This window comes from Arthrobacter sp. 10N410, assembly GCF_056394945.1.
Genome location: NZ_JBFTIP010000003.1, coordinates 685,148 through 701,028, shown reverse-complemented (window position 1 = coordinate 701,028; position 15,881 = coordinate 685,148). Strand labels below are relative to the sequence as shown.

The following is a 15,881-nucleotide window of genomic DNA, read 5'->3' as shown; positions in this document are numbered from 1 at the left end:
TTCAGCGGAGAGGACGACCATGAGCGACATCGACACCGTGACCGTTTCCGACATTCCCGAAGCGGCGCGGATCCTGGACGTACGCGAGGACTACGAATGGTCGGCCGGCCACGCCGAGCACGCCGTCCACATTCCCCTCGACCAGCTCCCGGCCCGGCTCGACGAACTGGATCCGGACGAGGACCTGTATGTTATCTGCCGCACCGGCGGACGTTCCTTCCGCGCTGCGCAGTGGCTCGTCGGCCATGGCTACTCAGCGTTGAACGTGGCCGGCGGCATGGACCAGTGGCTCGAGAACGGCCTGCCGCTCGTGTCCGACAACGGGCTCAAGCCCGTCATCCTGTAAACGAAAGAAGAACCATGTCCGCGTCAACTGTCACCTATACCTTCCTCGGCCCCGAAGGCACGTTCACCGAGGCGGCGTTGATGCAGGTGCCAGGCGCCGCGGAGGCCATCCGCATCCCCTCCTCGAACGTCAACACCGCGTTGGACAAGGTCCGCGACGGTTCGGCCGACGCGGCGATGGTGCCGATCGAGAACTCCGTGGAGGGCGGCGTCACGGCAACCCTCGACGCGATCGCCACCGGCCAGGAACTGCGGATCCTCCGCGAGGCCCTGGTGCCGATCAGCTTCGTGCTGGTGGCCCGGCCCGGCCTGCGGATCGAGGACATTCGCAGGGTGTCCACCCACGGTCACGCCTGGGCGCAGTGCCGGCTCTGGGTCGACGCCAATATGCCGAATGCGGAATACATCCCGGGATCCTCCACCGCCGCGGCCGCAATGGGCCTGCTGGAGGATGTCCCGCACTACGACGCCGCCATCTGTGCGCCCATCGTCGCGGCCGAGCAGCCCGGCCTGGCGGTGCTCGCGGAAAACATCGGCGACAACCCCGGCGCGGTGACCAGGTTCGTGCTGGTGGGGCGCCCCGGAGTGCTGCCGGAACGGACCGGCGCGGACAAGACCACGGTGGTGGTCCCGCTGCCGGAAGACCGGCCAGGCGCGCTGATGGAAATCCTGGATCAGTTCGCCACCCGGGGCGTGAACCTGAGCCGGATCGAATCCCGTCCCACCGGCCAGTACCTCGGCCACTACTTCTTCAGCATCGACGCGGACGGCCATGTGGGCGACGCCCGGGTGGCCGACGCGCTGGCCGGACTGCACCGGATCAGTCCGGCGACACGCTTCCTTGGCTCCTACGGCCGGGCTGACGGCCAGCGCGCCGAGGTGGCGCCGCACACCTCCGACCAGGCATTCCGTGCCGCCCATGCATGGGTCGAAGACATACTCACGGGGGCATCTGTGGTTCAGGAATATAAGCCCCAGGCTTCGCCCACAGCGTAGGCAAATGCCACATGCGGCACTTCCACCCCTTGGAAACTGTGCGTATGCTTGCCTGATCTATTGGGGTAGTCCTCTACCGGAAGGAGCGGGTCATGGCTGGCACCAGCACAGAAAATGACGGCCAGGGAATGATTGTCAATCCCAAACCGACGGCCGAAAACCAGGACTGGGACGGCGACGACGCCGACCGTGCGGACCGGCTGCGCTTCGAGGAGGAGCAGGCGATGATCCGCGAGCAGTCGGAGGCACGCGCCGCCAAGGCAGCCGCGGACGCGAAGAAGGAAGCCGACGCTAAAAAGGAAGCCAGCTAAGAAGGAAGCCCGCTAAGCCGGCCGGGTCATGGCAGGTGCCGGGCCTGGCTGCTCCCGGACTTGCCGGCCGCCCCGCCGCCATGGGGCAGTTCCTCGCGGGCGGGGTCCTCCCTAACCCGGACCAGCAGCGAGCGGGGGGCCACCCGGACTGTGACGGTGGTGGCCTCGCCGGACGGATCGCCGTCGACCTGTGTGGGCATCGGTTCGGCGCACTTGATCACTATCTTGCCGGAGCGGTAATACGTCATCACCGGCAAGTTTCTTTTGTGCTTCAGCACAATCTTCCAGTACATCGCCAGCCAGCCGATCGCGCTGCGCGGGCTCATCACCACCACGTCCAGCATGCCGTCGTCGATCATGGCCTGAGGGATGAAATCGATTCCGCCGGGGATCAGCCCGCAGTTCGCGAACAGCACGCTGCGGATCTTCCGGGACTGCTCCGGCTGGTCGTCAAGGGCGATGGAGACCCTCTTGCGGCGCCCGGGAAGGTGCCGCACACCGGCCTCGGTGTAGGCGAGCCAGCCCACCGCCTTCTTGAGCCCGTCGTTGGTGTCCCCCACCACCTCGGCGTCCATGCCCATCCCGGCGATCACCAAAAAGGCATGGTCCGCGGACTGCCCGGTCCGGGCGTTCTCCACCCTCATGCGGGCGGTGTCGATGAAGCGCTGGTGTCCGAACAGCGCAATCTCCACGCAGCCGTGCAGGTCCCCGATGTCCAGGTGGACGTTGCGGGCCAGCAGGTTCCCGGTGCCCAGCGGCAAGAGGCCCATGGCGATATCCGTGTGCGCCAGGACGTCCGCCACCACGCGGACGGTGCCGTCGCCGCCGCCCACCAGGACGACGTCGGCCCCGTACTCGACGGCGGCACGGGCCTGCGAGAAGCCGGGGTCCTCGGCGGTGGTCTCGAAGAAGCGCGGGGCCTCCCAGCCGGCCGCCAGGCAGGCGCTCTCGACCAGGACCCGGGCCTCCGCGGACCTGGACTTGATCGGATTGATCACGACGGCGACCTTTTGCCTGACCAGGCCCGGGTTGTGCGTTTCTTCCCAGACGGCACTGCGCGTGTGCTTGGCCTTCAACCGGCGCACACCCCACCAGCTGGAGACGGCAAATACCAGGGCTCCAGCGATGACGAGGTAGAGCAGCCAGTCGCGCATGTTGCTCCAACACTATCCCGCGTGTCCGCCGCGGCAGGACTGCCGAAGGGCGGCCCCCGGATTCGATACTCTTATCTGGTGATCGACGTAAAAGACCTCAGCGAAAATCCGGACAAGTTCCGTGCCAGCCAGCGCGCCCGTGGCGCCGATGAATCCGTGGTGGACGCGATCATCGCCGCGGATTCGGCCCGGCGCGCGGCGCTGATCCGTTTTGAAAACCTGCGCGCCGAGCAAAACGCCTTCGGCAAGAAGGTGGCGCAGGCAAAGGGCGAGGAAAAGCAGGCCCTGCTCGCCGAGGTGAAGGTCCTTGCGGCCTCGGTCAAGGAAGCCTCGGCCGAGGCCGACGTCGCCCAGTCCGCCCAGGAGGAGCTGCTGCGCGGCATTCCCAACCTGGTCGAGGACGGGGTTCCGGCGGGCGGCGAGGACGACTACGTTGTGGTGAAGACGGTGGGGACGCCCCGCGAATTCCCCGACTTTGAGCCGAAAGACCACCTCGAAATCGGCGAACTGATCGGCGCGATCGACATGGAGCGCGGGGCCAAGGTCTCCGGTTCACGCTTCTACTTCCTGCGCGGCGTGGGCGCCCGGCTGGAAATGGCACTGCTTCAGATGGCCATGGAGCAGGCCATCGACGCCGGCTTCGTGCCCATGATCACCCCGACGCTGGTGCGGCCCGAAACCATGCAGGGCACCGGCTTCGACGTCAAGCACGACGCCGAGATCTACCGCCTCGCGGAGGACGACCTCTATCTTGTGGGGACCTCGGAGGTGGCCCTGGCCGGCTACCACGCCGACGAGATCCTGGACCTCTCCGGCGGTCCGATCCGCTACGCCGGGCAGAGCTCCTGCTACCGCCGCGAGGCCGGTTCGCACGGGAAGGACACCCGCGGCATCATCCGGGTCCACCAGTTCAACAAGGTGGAGATGTTCATCTACACCACGGTTGAAGAGGCCGCTGCCGAGCATGCCCGCCTGCTGGCCTGGGAAGAGGAAATGCTGGCCAAGTGCGAGCTGCCCTACCGCGTGATCGACACCGCCGCCGGCGACCTTGGCACCTCCGCGGCCCGCAAGTTCGACTGCGAAGCCTGGGTCCCCACCCAGGGCGCCTACCGCGAGCTGACCTCCACCTCCAACTGCACCACCTTCCAGGCGCGCCGGCTCAACATCCGTGAACGCGTGCTGAACGAGGAGGGCGCCCCCAAGGGCACCCGCGCGGTTGCCACCCTCAATGGGACCCTCGCCACGACCCGCTGGATCGTCGCCATCCTGGAACACCACCAGAACCCGGACGGCTCGGTCAACGTCCCGGCGGCGCTGCAAAAGTACCTCGGGGGCATGACGGTCTTCCCCGTCCTCTAGCCCACCCGCCGCCGGCAGCTGTTCACCGACGCTTCACGTGCCGCTGTGGCGCGCGTCCTAGCAGCTGTCGGCGGTGTCTGCTCTACTTATTGGATGACTACATTGACTGAAGCCTCAGTCGCTGGCAACGATGACCAGCGAGATGCAAACGAAAAAATGATGATCGCCCTCGACGTCGACGGAACCCTCGTCGACCATGACGGGCACATGTCCGTCCCCGTCCGGGAAGCCGCCCAGGCCGTGGTGGCCGCCGGGCACGAGGTGATGATCGCGACGGGCCGCTCGCTCAACGCCACGCTGCCCATCATCGAGCACATCGGCATTGAAAGCGGCTACGCGGTCTGCTCCAATGGCGGCGTCACGCTGCGCGTGGATTCCGGACTGGCCGACGGCTACGAGGTGCTGCACAAAGCCACCTTCGACCCCGGGCCGGCGCTCCGGGCGCTGCGCAAGCGGCTGCCCTCGGCCAAGTATGCGCTCGAGGACGAGAACGGCAACTTCCTCTCCACCGAACGCTTCCAGGACGCCAGCTTCGGCGTCGAGGCAATCGGTGTCGACTTCCAGACCATGCTGGAGGCCACCGCCGTGCGCGTCGTGGTGTTCAGTTCGGAGAACACGCCAGAGGAATTCAACGCGGCCATCCGCCACGTGGGCCTCGCCGGCGTCACCTACTCCGTCGGCTGGACGGCGTGGCTGGACATTGCCGCCGCCGGCGTCACCAAGGCCAGCGCCCTGGAACACCTGCGCGGACGGCTGAGCATCGAGGCGCACCGTACGGTCGCCGTCGGCGACGGCCGCAACGACATCGAGATGCTCACCTGGGCACGCCGCGGCGTGGCGATGGGCCAGGCGCCCGCGGAGGTGATCGCCGCCGCCGACGAGGTCACCCACTCGGTCTACGACGACGGCGCCGCCCACGTGCTGCGCAGCATCCTCCTCTAAGACACCGGCGCGGACGCCGGTGCGGGCGCGCCGGCCCTAGCGGACGTCGAGGATCAGGCCCAGCAGCCGGGCGGCGGCGGGCCGGGCCGCGTGTTCCTCGTTCCACTGCGCCCGGGCCACGGCCTTGCTGACGGCCTGCGTGGTGATGCCGAGTTCCTCGGCCACCGCCTTCTGCTGCCCGCGCACGCCGGGGGTCAGCAGGTCCAGCACCCGCCACTCGGCGGCGCTCCGGTCGTGCACAATGTGGCCCAGCAGCCGCAGCACGGCCTCGGCTTCCGCGGCCAGATCAGCGAACGGGCCTTCCACCGCCACCGGGATGCGTTCCTTGCCGTTTCTCAGCCGGTCCACGGCGCGGCGGGCGTAGACGAGCCCGTGGCCGGACGCGTCCTTGATCTGGTTCGGCAGCGGTTCGTTGACCGGGCCGACGCCGATTCCGACGTACCAGGCCCCCGTCCGCAGGGCGATCAGCGCCGCCTCGACGGCCTGACGCGGGCAGTCCAGGATGCCCTGGACCTCGTCCTCCACGGAACGGTCGAAATCCAGGCGCGCCGGAATGTGCCGCAGGTCCTTGAGGAGCTGCGGCACACGGTCGCCGTCGCGCCGGCTGTCGGTTTGGTTGATGGTCAGCGTGAACATACTGGATGCCACACTACCGCGTGGCAAACGGGAGGCAAGCCCGCAGGGTGCGCCTGATGCCGGCCACGTAACAACCCCGCCGCGGCCCCCGCCGGGACACCCGGCGGGCTTGTCTCTGGACCTGGGAGATGTTGCGATGGGGGGAGACGCTGCCGACGGCGGCACGGACCGGGGCGGAGTGCATCAGTGGGTAATGGGTTGGAACAGGGGACAGGGCAGCGGACCGCGGAGACGGCGGGCAGGGACGAACTTGACCTCGTGGACCGGTGGTGGCGGGCCGCCAACTACCTCTCGGTAGGCCAGATCTATTTGCGCTCCAATCCGTTGCTTCGTGAGCCGCTGAGCGCCGGGGATACCAAGTCCCGCCTGCTCGGCCACTGGGGCACCACTCCAGGATTGAACTTCATCTATGCGCACCTGAACCGGGTCATCCGCCGGGATTCGCAGGAGATGCTGTTCGTCGCCGGGCCGGGCCACGGCGGACCGGCCGTGGTGGCGAACGGCTGGCTGGAGGGCACCTACTCGGAGATCTACAGCAACGTGGGCCCGGACGAGGACGGGCTGGCCGAGCTGTTCCGGCAGTTCTCCTACCCCGGCGGCATCCCCAGCCACGCCGCCCCGGAAACACCGGGCTCCATCAACGAGGGCGGTGAACTCGGGTACTCGCTGGCCCACGCCTACGGCACGGTGTTCGACAACCCCCGGCTGATCACCGCCGTCGTGATCGGCGACGGCGAGGCGGAGACCGGGCCGCTGGCCGCGAGCTGGCACTCCCACAACTTCCTGGACCCGGCGGCGGACGGGGCCGTGCTGCCGATCCTGCACCTGAACGGCTACAAGATCGCCAACCCGACGATTCTCGCGCGGATGCCGGAGGCCCAGCTGGAGCAGCTGCTGCGCGGGTACGGCCACAAGCCGCACTTCGTAACCGTCACTGACCCGGAGGACACCGCCGCGGCGCACCGCGATTTTGCCGCGGTGCTGGACGAGTGCCTGGCGGAAATACGGGCCATCCAGGCCGAACGGCGCGCCGGCGGCTGGAACGGTGACGACGCTCCCGCCGCCGCGTGGCCGATGATCGTGCTGCGCTCGCCCAAGGGCTGGACCGGGCCGAAGACGGTTGATGGGCTGCAGGTGGAAGGCACCTGGCGCAGCCACCAGGTGCCACTCGCCGAAGTCCGCACCAATCCCGAGCACCTGGCCCAGCTCGGGCAGTGGCTGGAGTCCTACCGCCCGGAGGAACTGTTCGACGGCGCCGGGCGGCTCCGGCCGGAGGTGGCCGCGAACGCCCCGGGCGGCGAGCTGCGGATGAGCGCCACCCCGCATGCCAACGGCGGCGTCCTACTGCGCGACCTGAAGCTGCCCGGCTACGCCGACCACGCGGTGGAGGTCGCCCAGCCGGGCCGGGAGCGGGTCAGCGCCATGATCACCCTCGGCTCCTGGATGCGGGACGTGATAGCGCTCAACCCGGATACCTTCCGGCTCTTCGGCCCGGACGAGACCGCGTCCAACCGGCTGCAGGACGTCTACGAGGTCACGGACAAGGTCTGGCAGTACCGGATCGAGGCCGTCGACGAGCACCTGGCCCGCGCCGGCCGGGTGATGGAGGTCCTCAGCGAACACCTGTGCCAGGGCTGGCTGGAAGGCTACCTGCTCACCGGCCGGCACGGGGTGTTCAGCTGCTACGAGGCGTTCATCCACATTGTCGATTCGATGTTCAACCAGCACGCCAAGTGGCTCAAGGTGCACCGCGAGCTGCCGTGGCGCCAGCCCGTCGCCTCGCTGAACTACGTGCTCTCCTCGCACGTCTGGCAGCAGGACCACAACGGCTTCTCGCACCAGGATCCGGGCTTCATCGACCACGCGGTGAACAAGAAGTCCGAGGTCATCCGGGTCTACCTGCCGCCGGACGCGAACACGCTGCTCTCGGTGATGGAGCACTGCCTCGGTTCGCGGGACTACGTCAACATCGTGGTCAGCGGCAAACAGCCCTCGCCCACCTGGCTGGGACCGGCCGACGCCGCGCACCACTGCCAGCGCGGCCTGGGAATCTGGGAATTCGCCGGTTCCGAGGTCCCGGGCGAGGAGCCCGACGTCGTCCTGGCCTGCGCGGGGGACGTCCCCACGGTGGAGACCGTCGCGGCGGCCGAACTGCTCAAGGAAGGGGCACCCGGGCTGAAGATCCGGGTGGTGAACGTGGTGGACCTGATGCGGCTCCAGGATGCCGCCGAACACCCGCACGGCCTCTCCTCCCGGGACTTTGACGGCATCTTCACCGCGGACAAGCCGATCATTTTCGCGTACCACGGCTACCCCTCGCTGATCCACCGGCTGGCCTACCGCCGCACCAACCAGGAGGGCCTGCACGTGCGCGGCTACAAGGAGGAAGGCACCACGACGACGCCGTTCGACATGGCGATGCTCAACGGGATCGACCGCTACCAGCTGGCCATCGACGCAATTGACCGGGTGCCGGGGCTGGCCGAACGGCACTCGCTGCTGCGCCAGTCGCTGCAGGACCGGCGCATCCGGGCCCACAACCACACCAGGGAGCACGGCGAGGACGCGAAGGAGATCAGCGGCTGGACCCTCGGCGGCGAATAGCCTGCCCGAGGTGGCGGGTCTAGGCCGGCCCGCCGGTGAGTGCGGACAGCCCGCCGGTGGGCAGATGGATCCAGCCCTCGGTCCGTGCGGCCCGGGCGTGCGCGGCGTCGGGACGGATGGTCGCGCCGAGGGCCACGGCCCGCGCGGTAAGGGACGCGATGACGGCGTCGAACATGTCGTCCGAACCGGCCAGCTGCTCCCCGTGCCCGGCCAGATCCAGCCACGGGGCGGCCTGCCTGAGCCCGCGGAGGAGATCGCCCAGCCGCTGCGTTTCCGTGCGGCCGCGCCCCTTGTAGCCGCGGGCCAGCAGGCCCCAGGACTTCAGTGACGCTGCCGGGTAGACCTCGGCCAGCCGGCCGCTGCCGTCCCGCGCCTGGGGACCGTGCTCCACGGCGATCTTGGCCTGGATGACGGCGCAGCGCATCGCCGGGTGCGCCAGCCGGTCGGCTGAGACGCTGAGCGGGATCAACCCGGTCCGGGCGGTGACGAAGCGGTCGGTGTCCCGGTAGGCCAGCAGCCGGCGGCCTTCGATTCCGTCATGGTCAAGCACGGGGTGCGGATCCCCGGCCATGTGCCCGGCAATGAAGGGCAGGAAGGCGTCCGGCCAGCCCACGGGGCAGTCGATCCCGGCCAGATCCGCAGCGCCAAAGAGCCGGACGATTTCGTCGTCGTCGACGTCGAGCGCCAGGTGCGCCAGGCGGGCGGTGCCATTGTTCCATTCGACGACGGCGGCCGCCGTCTTCTTCGTGGCCGCCGCGAGGTCGACGCCGAGGGTCAACATCCGCTGCCCGCCCGGGGGCTCAGCGAGGTGGACATGGCATCAACCTTTCCTGTGGCTCAAAGAGCGCGGTACCGGAACGCGCCGGGGATCCCGCCACGGCTCTCCAGACCCTTTCCCGAGGCAAAGCGGGCCCACACGGCACGCAGGGCCCGGCCCTGGGCGTTGATCTCCTCCCAGCTGGCTCCGGCGACCAGCCCCACACCTTCCCAGGTCCGCCGGTCGCCGAACAGCAGCGGCAGGTCCACGGTGTGTGCCGCCCCGTAGAAGTTCCCAGGCGCGGCCCAGGACAGCACGTAGCGGTAGGCCGTGCCGCCCGCCCGGGTGTGGCGGCGGGCGAACCGCCTGGCGGAACGGCCGTACACCGCCTCGGTCACTGCCCAGTTGATGGCCTTGACGACGGCGGGCCCGAGCACGGGGACCTTGGCCAGGCGGCTGACCGCCGGGTTGCGCGGCAGGAACATCCGGGCTTCCTCGGAGGTGTGCCCGATCAGGACCTCGATCCCGGGTGCCGTGGCGTTCCAGGCGGCCTCAATCCCGGACTCCGGCGGCAGGGGCGCATGCCCGTACTGGGTGCCGAAGGGCATGGCCGCGATCAGCCCGTACTTCCGGGCCACCTGCGACACGTGCCCCTCGATCTCCACGACTTCCATCGCGGGGGTGTCTTCGTTGACGGCCTCCGCGGCGACGCCCATGGCGCGGCTCATCTTGTCTCGGCCGCGGGTAATGCCAAGCGGCGCGCTCTGGATGATGGCGCGTTGGAACAGGGTGGGGGCCTCCGGCGTCGCCATCAGGTGGGCGACGGCGTCGCCTCCGGCAGATTGACCGAAAGCCGTGACGTTGCCCGGGTCGCCGCCGAAGGCGCCGATGTTGCGCTGCACCCAGCGGAACGCCTCGAGTTGGTCCAGCAGGCCGAGGTTGGCGGGCCGGCCGGTGCCGGTGGCCAGGTAACCGAACAGGCCCAGGCGGTACGTCACGGAGACCACGATGACGCGGTTTTCGGCGACGAGCGCCTTGGGGTCGAAGATTGCCAGGTCGCCGGAACCGGAGGTGTAGGAGCCGCCGTGCAGCCACACCATGACCGGCACGCGTTCGCCGTCGCGCAGGTCCTTCGGCATGGTGATCGAGAGCCGCTGGCAGTCCTCGCTGCCGGGGAGTTCGCCGTAGCGGGTGCCAAGAATGTCGTCCAGGAACGGGACCGGCGCCTGCGGGCAGGCGGGGGAGAGGTTCGTGGCCGCGAGGGTTTCGCTCCAGTCGGGCGCACCCGCCGGGGGCTGGAAACGCGCCGCGGTGGCGTACGGAATACCCGTGGCACGCACCACGTCGCCGTCCCGCCACCCGGAGACCGGGCCGCAGGGCGGGCTAAAGGTTGGTTCATGCATGAACCAACGATTTCACACTTTCCTGACCCACGGCTGCCAGCGGTCATCTGCGCTTAAACAGCAACGCGGGGTCACTTACCGCCCATATCCGTCGGCCGGATCGGCGGTAAGTGACCCCGCGTTGGTGCTGCGGAGGCGTTAGTGCGTGTGCGGGACGAAGCGCTTGATCGACGCTTCGAGTTCAGCCTCGGCCGCGGCGCGATCGCCCCAGCCCTCGGCCTTGACCCACTTGCCGGGCTCCAGGTCCTTGTACCGGGTGAAGAAGTGCTCGATTTCCTTGATCAGGAATTCGCTGACGTCGCTGATCTCGTTGATGTGGTCGAAGCGCGGATCGGCCGGCACGCAGAGGACCTTGGCGTCCCCGCCGCCGTCGTCGGTCATGTTGAATACGCCGATCGGGCGGGACTCGACGATCACGCCGGGGTGCAGATCGAAGTCCTGCAGGAGCACCAGTGCGTCCAGCGGGTCGCCGTCCTCGCCCAGGGTGTTCTCGAAGAAGCCGTAGTGCGTGGGGTACTGCATGGAGGTGAACAGGACGCGGTCCAGGCGGACGCGGCCGGTCTCGTGGTCGACTTCGTACTTGACGCGCGATCCCTTGGGGATCTCGATGGTCACGTCATGCTTCATGGAATGCTCCTCGACGGATTCAGGGGGTGCGCGGCACACGTGGCGTGCAGAAAAAGCAGTGCCGGTGCCGCCGACTATTATTGAGGATATAGCGACAGGCCCTGATTTCAGGAACTAGTGGGGACATTTCGGGACTAAAGGACCAGCACCAGCATGAAACGCACAACGAGCCGTGAGGGTACGGCTCCGGCGCCCGGAAGGTTCGGGCGGATCGTCCCGATGCTGCTCCTGACCCTCCTGGTCATGGCGCTCGCCGTCCCCGCGGGCCTGGTGGTCAGTCCCGGATTCCGCGGCCCAGCCCTTCCCCCGGAACCTGCAGCGGCGGGCCCGTGGCAGCAGATGCCCGCCACCCTCAGCGCTCCCGACGGCGGCTCGGAAACCGCCGGAGGCATGCGGCCGCTCAGCGCCGATGCGCCGGTGCCGGATGCCGCCACCGTTGCCGCCCAGCTCACCGCCACGCTGAAGACCGACGGCGCCGGGTCCTTCAGCGGCCTGGTCCAGGATGCCCTCACCGGGAAGGTGCTCTTCGACCGGGCCGCCGACGAGGTCCGCGCCCCCGCTTCCAACATCAAGCTCCTCACCGCCGCCGCCGCGCTGCGCACCCTCGGCCCGGACCGGCGCTTCAGCACCAGGGTTGTGGCCGGACCCACGCCGGGCACGGTCGTCCTGACCGGCGGCGGAGACGTGCTGCTGGGTGCAGGCGAGTCCGCACCGGATGCCGTCCTGGGGCACGCCGGGCTCGCCACCCTCGCGCAGACCACGGTCCGTGCGCTGCAGAAGGCCGGCGTGGCCGGTCCGGTGACCGTCCTGCTGGACGATTCCCTCTTCAGCGGACCGTCCCTGAGCCGGGCCTGGAGCCCGGACGACGTGGCGGCCGGCGAAGTGGCGCCGCTGTTTCCGCTGGCCCTGAACTCGGCCCGCTTCGACCCCGCCGTCACCACCGGACCCCGCCCCCGCGACGCCGCCATGACGGCCGCCGAGGCCTTCGCGGACCGGCTCTCGGCCGCCGGCGCCGCCGCGGGACTCACCGTGGCGCCCGACGTCGCAAGGCTGCCGGCCGGGCGGAAGCCCGCCGCGGACGCCGGCGGACAGTCAGGCAAGCTCCTCGCCGAAGTCCAGTCCGCCACCGTCAGCCAGCAGGTGGACCTGATGCTGCGCACCTCGGACAACTACCTCACCGAGGTCATGGGCCGGATGGTGGCGGTGGCAAGCGGCAAACCCGCCAGCAACGACGGCGCCGTCGCCGCCGTACTGCAGCAGCTCGAGGAGCTGAACATCCCTTCGGGCACCCTCCGGGCCGCCGACCTGGCCGGGCTGACCCTGGAGAACAAAGTCTCGGCGCGGCAACTCTCCGCCGTGATCCGTGCCATGACCACCGGCACAGACACCCGCCTCCGCTCCGCCCTGGCCGGGTTTCCGGTGGCCGGGCTGACCGGAACACTCGGCAGCCGGTACATGGATACCAGCACTTCCCGGGGTGCGGGCCTGGTCCGCGCCAAGACCGGAACGCTCAACACGGTGATCGCACTCAGCGGCTACGTCGTGGACGCCGACGGCCGGCTGCTGGTCTTCTCCTTCATCGGCAACGGCCTGACGCCCGGCGCGGCCGGCAACAAGGCCGCCCTGGACCGGACAGCCTCGGTCCTGGCCGCCTGCGGCTGCCGCTGAGGCCGCGCCGTTTCGACGGTTCGCTGCGCACTCGACGACTCTAAACGCCTAACCCGCGGGGAACCATCTAACCGGCGGGTCCCGGCTGCCCGTTCGCCGCCCGACGAATTTAAGGCGCTTCCCCGCTCCGCTGTGATCTGATGGGGCTATGGAGTCCTCTTCGCGCGAGACATCTGCCCAGGCACCAGGCCAAACACCAGCCCAGGCCCTGATCAATTGGGAGCTCGCCGCGTCCACGGCCGCGCGCCTCACCCCGGCCGGCCCCTCACTCGGGTCCGCGGAGATCGGCGCCGCCGTCGAGAACCTGCGCCTGATGGCAGACATCTCCGTTCCGCACGTGCACGACATCACCGGGCTCGAGGCCGCCCGCGACCTGCGGGACTCCTCCGTCCTGGTGGTGGACCGCGCCTCGTGGGCCAAGGCGAACACACAGAGCTTTGCCGTGATGCTGCAGCCCGCCATCGAGAAGATGCTCGAAAGCCGGCGCGGGACCGTCAGCCCGGGCGCCGCGAGCGTCGGCGGCGCGATCACCGGCAGCCAGCTGGGCGCGATCCTGGCGTTCCTCTCCAGCAAGGTCCTCGGCCAGTACGACCCGTTCTCGGCGCTGGCCGAGAATTCCACCGCCCCCGCCGCGGGCCGGCTGCTGCTGGTGGCGCCCAACATCATCTCCGTGGAGCGCGAGCTCAACGTCGCGCCCGAGGATTTCCGGCTCTGGGTGTGCCTGCACGAACAAACCCACCGCGTGCAGTTCGCGGCCGCACCCTGGCTGCGCCACCACATGCTGGAACAAATCGAGGACCTCAGTGAACACCTGCTGGGCAACGTCGACTCGATCATGGAACGTGCCGCGGCGGCCGCGAAGGCCCTCAAGGACCGGGCCGGCTCGGGCGCCGCCCCCGGCCGCGGGGCAATCCTGGACCTCCTGCAGGACCCGGCGGAGCGGGCGGCGATCTCGCACCTGACCGCCGTCATGAGCCTGCTGGAAGGCCACGCCAACGTGGTCATGGATGCGGTGGACGCCAGCATCGTCCCCTCGGTCAAGACCATCCGGCAGCGCTTCAACGCCCGCGGCACGGACCGCGGCGCCATCGAGAAGTTCATCCGCAGCCTGCTTGGGCTGGACGCGAAGATGCGGCAGTACAGCGACGGTTCGAAGTTTGTCCGCGAAGTGGTGGACGCCGCCGGAATGCAGGGCTTCAACAAGGTCTGGGAGTCCGCCGACCACCTTCCCACCGAGCCCGAAATCCACGACTCCAAGCTGTGGCTCGAGCGGATGGGGCTCTAGTCCAGGTGCCGGCCCCAACCCACCCGGATCTCCCGGCGGCTTCCCGCGGACGACGACGGCCCGGCCGGCTGGCGCCCGTCGTCGGCAAGGCGCGGAAGATGCTGCAGGACGCCCTGGCCGACGCCGGCTACCCCGAGCGGGTGCTTGTGGCCTGCAGCGGCGGTCCGGATTCGCTGGCGCTTGCCGCCGTCGCGGCCTACTTCGCCCGCCGCGGCCACGTTGACGGCCACCCGATTTCCGTCGGCGCCGTCGTCGTGGACCACCAGCTTCAGCCTGGTTCCGCGGAGGTGGCCGCGGCGACAGCGGCGGCGCTGCGGGAGCTGGGACTCGCCCCCGTGCAGGTCAGGACCGTTGACGTCGCCCCCGCCGGGATGGGCCCGGAGGCTGCCGCGCGGGACGCCAGGCACGCCGCCCTCGAGGCCGCCGCCGACGATACCGGCGCCGCGGCGGTCCTGCTGGGCCATACCTTGGATGACCAGGCCGAACAGGTCCTGCTGGGACTGGCGCGCGGTTCCGGCACCCGCTCGCTCGCCGGGATGCGGCCGGTCCGCGGCCGCCTGCTTCGGCCGTTCCTGGGCCTGCGACGGGCCGACACCCTGGAAATCTGCGCCGTCGAAGGCCTGGACCCGTGGCACGACCCGAGCAACGAGGACCCCGCCTTCGCCCGGTCCCGGACCCGGGTGGAGGTGCTGCCGATGCTGGAGGAGAAGCTCGGACCGGGGGTTGCCGAGTCGCTGGCCAGGACGGCGGCGATCCTGCAGCTCGACGCCGACTACCTCGAGGATGTGGCCAACGACACCTTTGGCCGCCTGCAGGAGCGCTCCGGGACCGAGCTCAGCCTGCCCGAGGCCGCGCTCCGCGAACTGGCGCCGGCCGTCAGGTTCCGGGTGATCGCCAAGGCCGCCGCCGCCGTCGGGGGTCAACAGCCCAGCTACCAGCGGCTGCTGGCCGCCGAAGCGCTGCTTCGCCGGCAGGGATCCGCGGGACCCGTGGAGCTGCCCGGCGGCGTGAGCGTCTACCGGCTCTCCCTCGCCCAGCTGCTCGCGGCCGGGCAGTCCGCCCCCGCCGGCGTTCCCCGTGAGGGCGCGCGCTGTGGGAAGCTTGTATTCCGGCCTCAAAAACCGCCCCAAGAATAGTCGCACCCGCATCTACACAGGAGCCATTGGTGGATTCAAACGACGTCCAGGCAGACCTCAAGCACGTTCTCTACTCCAAGGAGCAGATCCAGACCCGGATCACTGAACTCGCTGCCCAGATCGACAAGGACTACGAAGGCCGCGATCTGCTGATCGTCGGTGTGCTCAAGGGTGCGGTCATGGTCATGGCCGACCTGGCCCGTGCGCTGCACAGCCACGTCTCGATGGACTGGATGGCCGTCTCCTCCTACGGCTCCGGCACGCAGTCCTCCGGCGTGGTCCGCATCCTCAAGGACCTCGACACCGACCTGATGGGCAAGGACGTCCTGATCGTCGAAGACATCATCGACTCCGGCCTCACGCTCTCCTGGCTGAAGACCAACCTGGAGTCCCGCGGCCCCGCCTCGGTGGAGATCTGCACCGCATTCCGCAAGCCCACCGCCGCCAAGGTCCAGATCGACGTCAAGTACGTCGGCTATGACATCCCCAACGAATTCGTCGTCGGCTACGGCCTGGACTACGCCGAGAAGTACCGCAACCTGGACTTCGTGGGCACCCTGGCGCCGCACGTCTACGAGTAACCCGGGGACCGCACCGGCAGCTTCCCTCCGGCTCGACGCTGTGTCTAGTCTGCGCCCGCACAGCCCTCCGCTACGCC

General features: G+C 69.2%; 15 protein-coding genes. 10 read left to right on the top strand and 5 right to left on the bottom strand.

The genetic code is table 11. The features are described 5' to 3' along the window. The first annotated feature begins 19 nt into the window (after nt 1-19). The 3 genes from AC1DB8_RS10990 to AC1DB8_RS10980 all read left to right on the top strand — a co-directional run bounded on the left by AC1DB8_RS10990 (nt 20) and on the right by AC1DB8_RS10980 (nt 1,652). Entirely contained in the window at nt 20-346 is a 327-nt protein-coding gene (locus AC1DB8_RS10990) for a rhodanese-like domain-containing protein (RefSeq protein WP_175323936.1), read from the top strand. A gap of 14 nt (nt 347-360) precedes the next feature. Beyond that, nucleotides 361-1,341, top strand: coding sequence for a prephenate dehydratase (gene pheA / locus AC1DB8_RS10985; protein WP_441418157.1), 981 nt, complete (start codon nt 361-363; stop codon nt 1,339-1,341). Between the two features lie 92 nt (nt 1,342-1,433). After that, the gene (locus AC1DB8_RS10980; protein WP_175323934.1) at nt 1,434-1,652 is read left to right on the top strand and encodes a hypothetical protein; all 219 of its coding nucleotides are present in this window, start codon (nt 1,434-1,436) and stop codon (nt 1,650-1,652) included. A gap of 26 nt (nt 1,653-1,678) precedes the next feature. Here the strand turns inward: AC1DB8_RS10980 and AC1DB8_RS10975 are convergent, their stop codons facing one another. Continuing rightward, the gene (locus AC1DB8_RS10975; RefSeq protein WP_476893018.1) at nt 1,679-2,806 is read right to left on the bottom strand and encodes a diacylglycerol/lipid kinase family protein; all 1,128 of its coding nucleotides are present in this window, start codon (nt 2,804-2,806) and stop codon (nt 1,679-1,681) included. A gap of 78 nt (nt 2,807-2,884) precedes the next feature. Here AC1DB8_RS10975 and serS point away from each other — a divergent pair, with 78 nt between their 5' ends. Together serS and AC1DB8_RS10965 are read left to right on the top strand one after the other, a co-directional pair. Beyond that, entirely contained in the window at nt 2,885-4,165 is a 1,281-nt protein-coding gene (serS, locus tag AC1DB8_RS10970; protein ID WP_476893017.1) for a serine--tRNA ligase, read from the top strand. 93 nt (nt 4,166-4,258) lie between these two features. Further along, nucleotides 4,259-5,107 carry an HAD family hydrolase gene (locus tag AC1DB8_RS10965; protein ID WP_441418154.1) on the top strand — a complete coding sequence of 283 codons (849 nt, stop codon included), beginning with the start codon at nt 4,259-4,261 and terminating at the stop codon, nt 5,105-5,107. A gap of 36 nt (nt 5,108-5,143) precedes the next feature. Here AC1DB8_RS10965 and AC1DB8_RS10960 read toward each other — a convergent pair whose 3' ends face one another. Next, the gene (locus AC1DB8_RS10960; RefSeq protein WP_441418153.1) at nt 5,144-5,743 is read right to left on the bottom strand and encodes a hypothetical protein; all 600 of its coding nucleotides are present in this window, start codon (nt 5,741-5,743) and stop codon (nt 5,144-5,146) included. A gap of 198 nt (nt 5,744-5,941) precedes the next feature. Between AC1DB8_RS10960 and AC1DB8_RS10955 the strand changes: the two genes are divergently transcribed. Then, nucleotides 5,942-8,347 carry a phosphoketolase family protein gene (locus AC1DB8_RS10955; RefSeq protein ID WP_476893016.1) on the top strand — a complete coding sequence of 802 codons (2,406 nt, stop codon included), beginning with the start codon at nt 5,942-5,944 and terminating at the stop codon, nt 8,345-8,347. A 19-nt stretch (nt 8,348-8,366) separates the two neighbouring features. On the opposite strand, the gene AC1DB8_RS10950 is transcribed toward AC1DB8_RS10955, so the two are convergent. From AC1DB8_RS10950 to AC1DB8_RS10940, 3 genes are all read right to left on the bottom strand, one after another. Further along, on the bottom strand, nt 8,367-9,128 hold the full coding sequence (locus AC1DB8_RS10950; protein ID WP_476893015.1) for a DUF429 domain-containing protein: 762 nt from the start codon (nt 9,126-9,128) through the stop codon (nt 8,367-8,369). Between the two features lie 56 nt (nt 9,129-9,184). Then, a complete protein-coding gene (locus tag AC1DB8_RS10945; RefSeq protein WP_441418150.1) occupies nt 9,185-10,507 on the bottom strand; it encodes a carboxylesterase family protein in 1,323 nt (440 codons plus the stop codon). 138 nt (nt 10,508-10,645) lie between these two features. Then, nucleotides 10,646-11,134: an inorganic diphosphatase gene (locus tag AC1DB8_RS10940; RefSeq protein ID WP_441418149.1), complete on the bottom strand. Its 489-nt coding sequence runs from the start codon at nt 11,132-11,134 to the stop codon at nt 10,646-10,648. Between the two features lie 153 nt (nt 11,135-11,287). Between AC1DB8_RS10940 and dacB the strand changes: the two genes are divergently transcribed. The 4 genes from dacB (at nt 11,288) to hpt (ending at nt 15,804) form a co-directional block, all read left to right on the top strand. After that, nucleotides 11,288-12,802 (top strand): D-alanyl-D-alanine carboxypeptidase/D-alanyl-D-alanine endopeptidase, encoded by a 1,515-nt coding sequence (dacB, locus tag AC1DB8_RS10935; RefSeq protein ID WP_476893014.1) that lies wholly within the window; start codon nt 11,288-11,290, stop codon nt 12,800-12,802. 148 nt (nt 12,803-12,950) lie between these two features. Then, nucleotides 12,951-14,087 (top strand): zinc-dependent metalloprotease, encoded by a 1,137-nt coding sequence (locus AC1DB8_RS10930; RefSeq protein ID WP_476893013.1) that lies wholly within the window; start codon nt 12,951-12,953, stop codon nt 14,085-14,087. A 98-nt stretch (nt 14,088-14,185) separates the two neighbouring features. Next, a complete protein-coding gene (tilS, locus tag AC1DB8_RS10925) occupies nt 14,186-15,223 on the top strand; it encodes a tRNA lysidine(34) synthetase TilS (RefSeq protein ID WP_476893012.1) in 1,038 nt (345 codons plus the stop codon). Between the two features lie 29 nt (nt 15,224-15,252). Beyond that, nucleotides 15,253-15,804, top strand: coding sequence for a hypoxanthine phosphoribosyltransferase (gene hpt / locus AC1DB8_RS10920; protein ID WP_146336115.1), 552 nt, complete (start codon nt 15,253-15,255; stop codon nt 15,802-15,804). Nucleotides 15,805-15,881 lie beyond the last annotated feature (77 nt).

Bases quoted from the DNA above. Each gene is read 5' to 3' on its own strand.
- AC1DB8_RS10980 (WP_175323934.1), top strand. From the start codon at position 1,434: ATGGCTGGCACCAGCACAGAAAATGACGGCCAGGGAATGATTGTCAAT.
- AC1DB8_RS10930 (WP_476893013.1), top strand. From the start codon at position 12,951: ATGGAGTCCTCTTCGCGCGAGACATCTGCCCAGGCACCAGGCCAAACA.
- AC1DB8_RS10950 (WP_476893015.1), bottom strand. From the start codon at position 9,128: ATGTTGACCCTCGGCGTCGACCTCGCGGCGGCCACGAAGAAGACGGCG.
- AC1DB8_RS10975 (WP_476893018.1), bottom strand. From the start codon at position 2,806: ATGCGCGACTGGCTGCTCTACCTCGTCATCGCTGGAGCCCTGGTATTT.
- AC1DB8_RS10990 (WP_175323936.1), top strand. From the start codon at position 20: ATGAGCGACATCGACACCGTGACCGTTTCCGACATTCCCGAAGCGGCG.
- AC1DB8_RS10960 (WP_441418153.1), bottom strand. From the start codon at position 5,743: ATGTTCACGCTGACCATCAACCAAACCGACAGCCGGCGCGACGGCGAC.
- dacB (WP_476893014.1), top strand. From the start codon at position 11,288: ATGAAACGCACAACGAGCCGTGAGGGTACGGCTCCGGCGCCCGGAAGG.
- AC1DB8_RS10945 (WP_441418150.1), bottom strand. From the start codon at position 10,507: ATGCATGAACCAACCTTTAGCCCGCCCTGCGGCCCGGTCTCCGGGTGG.
- AC1DB8_RS10965 (WP_441418154.1), top strand. From the start codon at position 4,259: ATGACTACATTGACTGAAGCCTCAGTCGCTGGCAACGATGACCAGCGA.
- AC1DB8_RS10940 (WP_441418149.1), bottom strand. From the start codon at position 11,134: ATGAAGCATGACGTGACCATCGAGATCCCCAAGGGATCGCGCGTCAAG.
- tilS (WP_476893012.1), top strand. From the start codon at position 14,186: ATGCTGCAGGACGCCCTGGCCGACGCCGGCTACCCCGAGCGGGTGCTT.
- pheA (WP_441418157.1), top strand. From the start codon at position 361: ATGTCCGCGTCAACTGTCACCTATACCTTCCTCGGCCCCGAAGGCACG.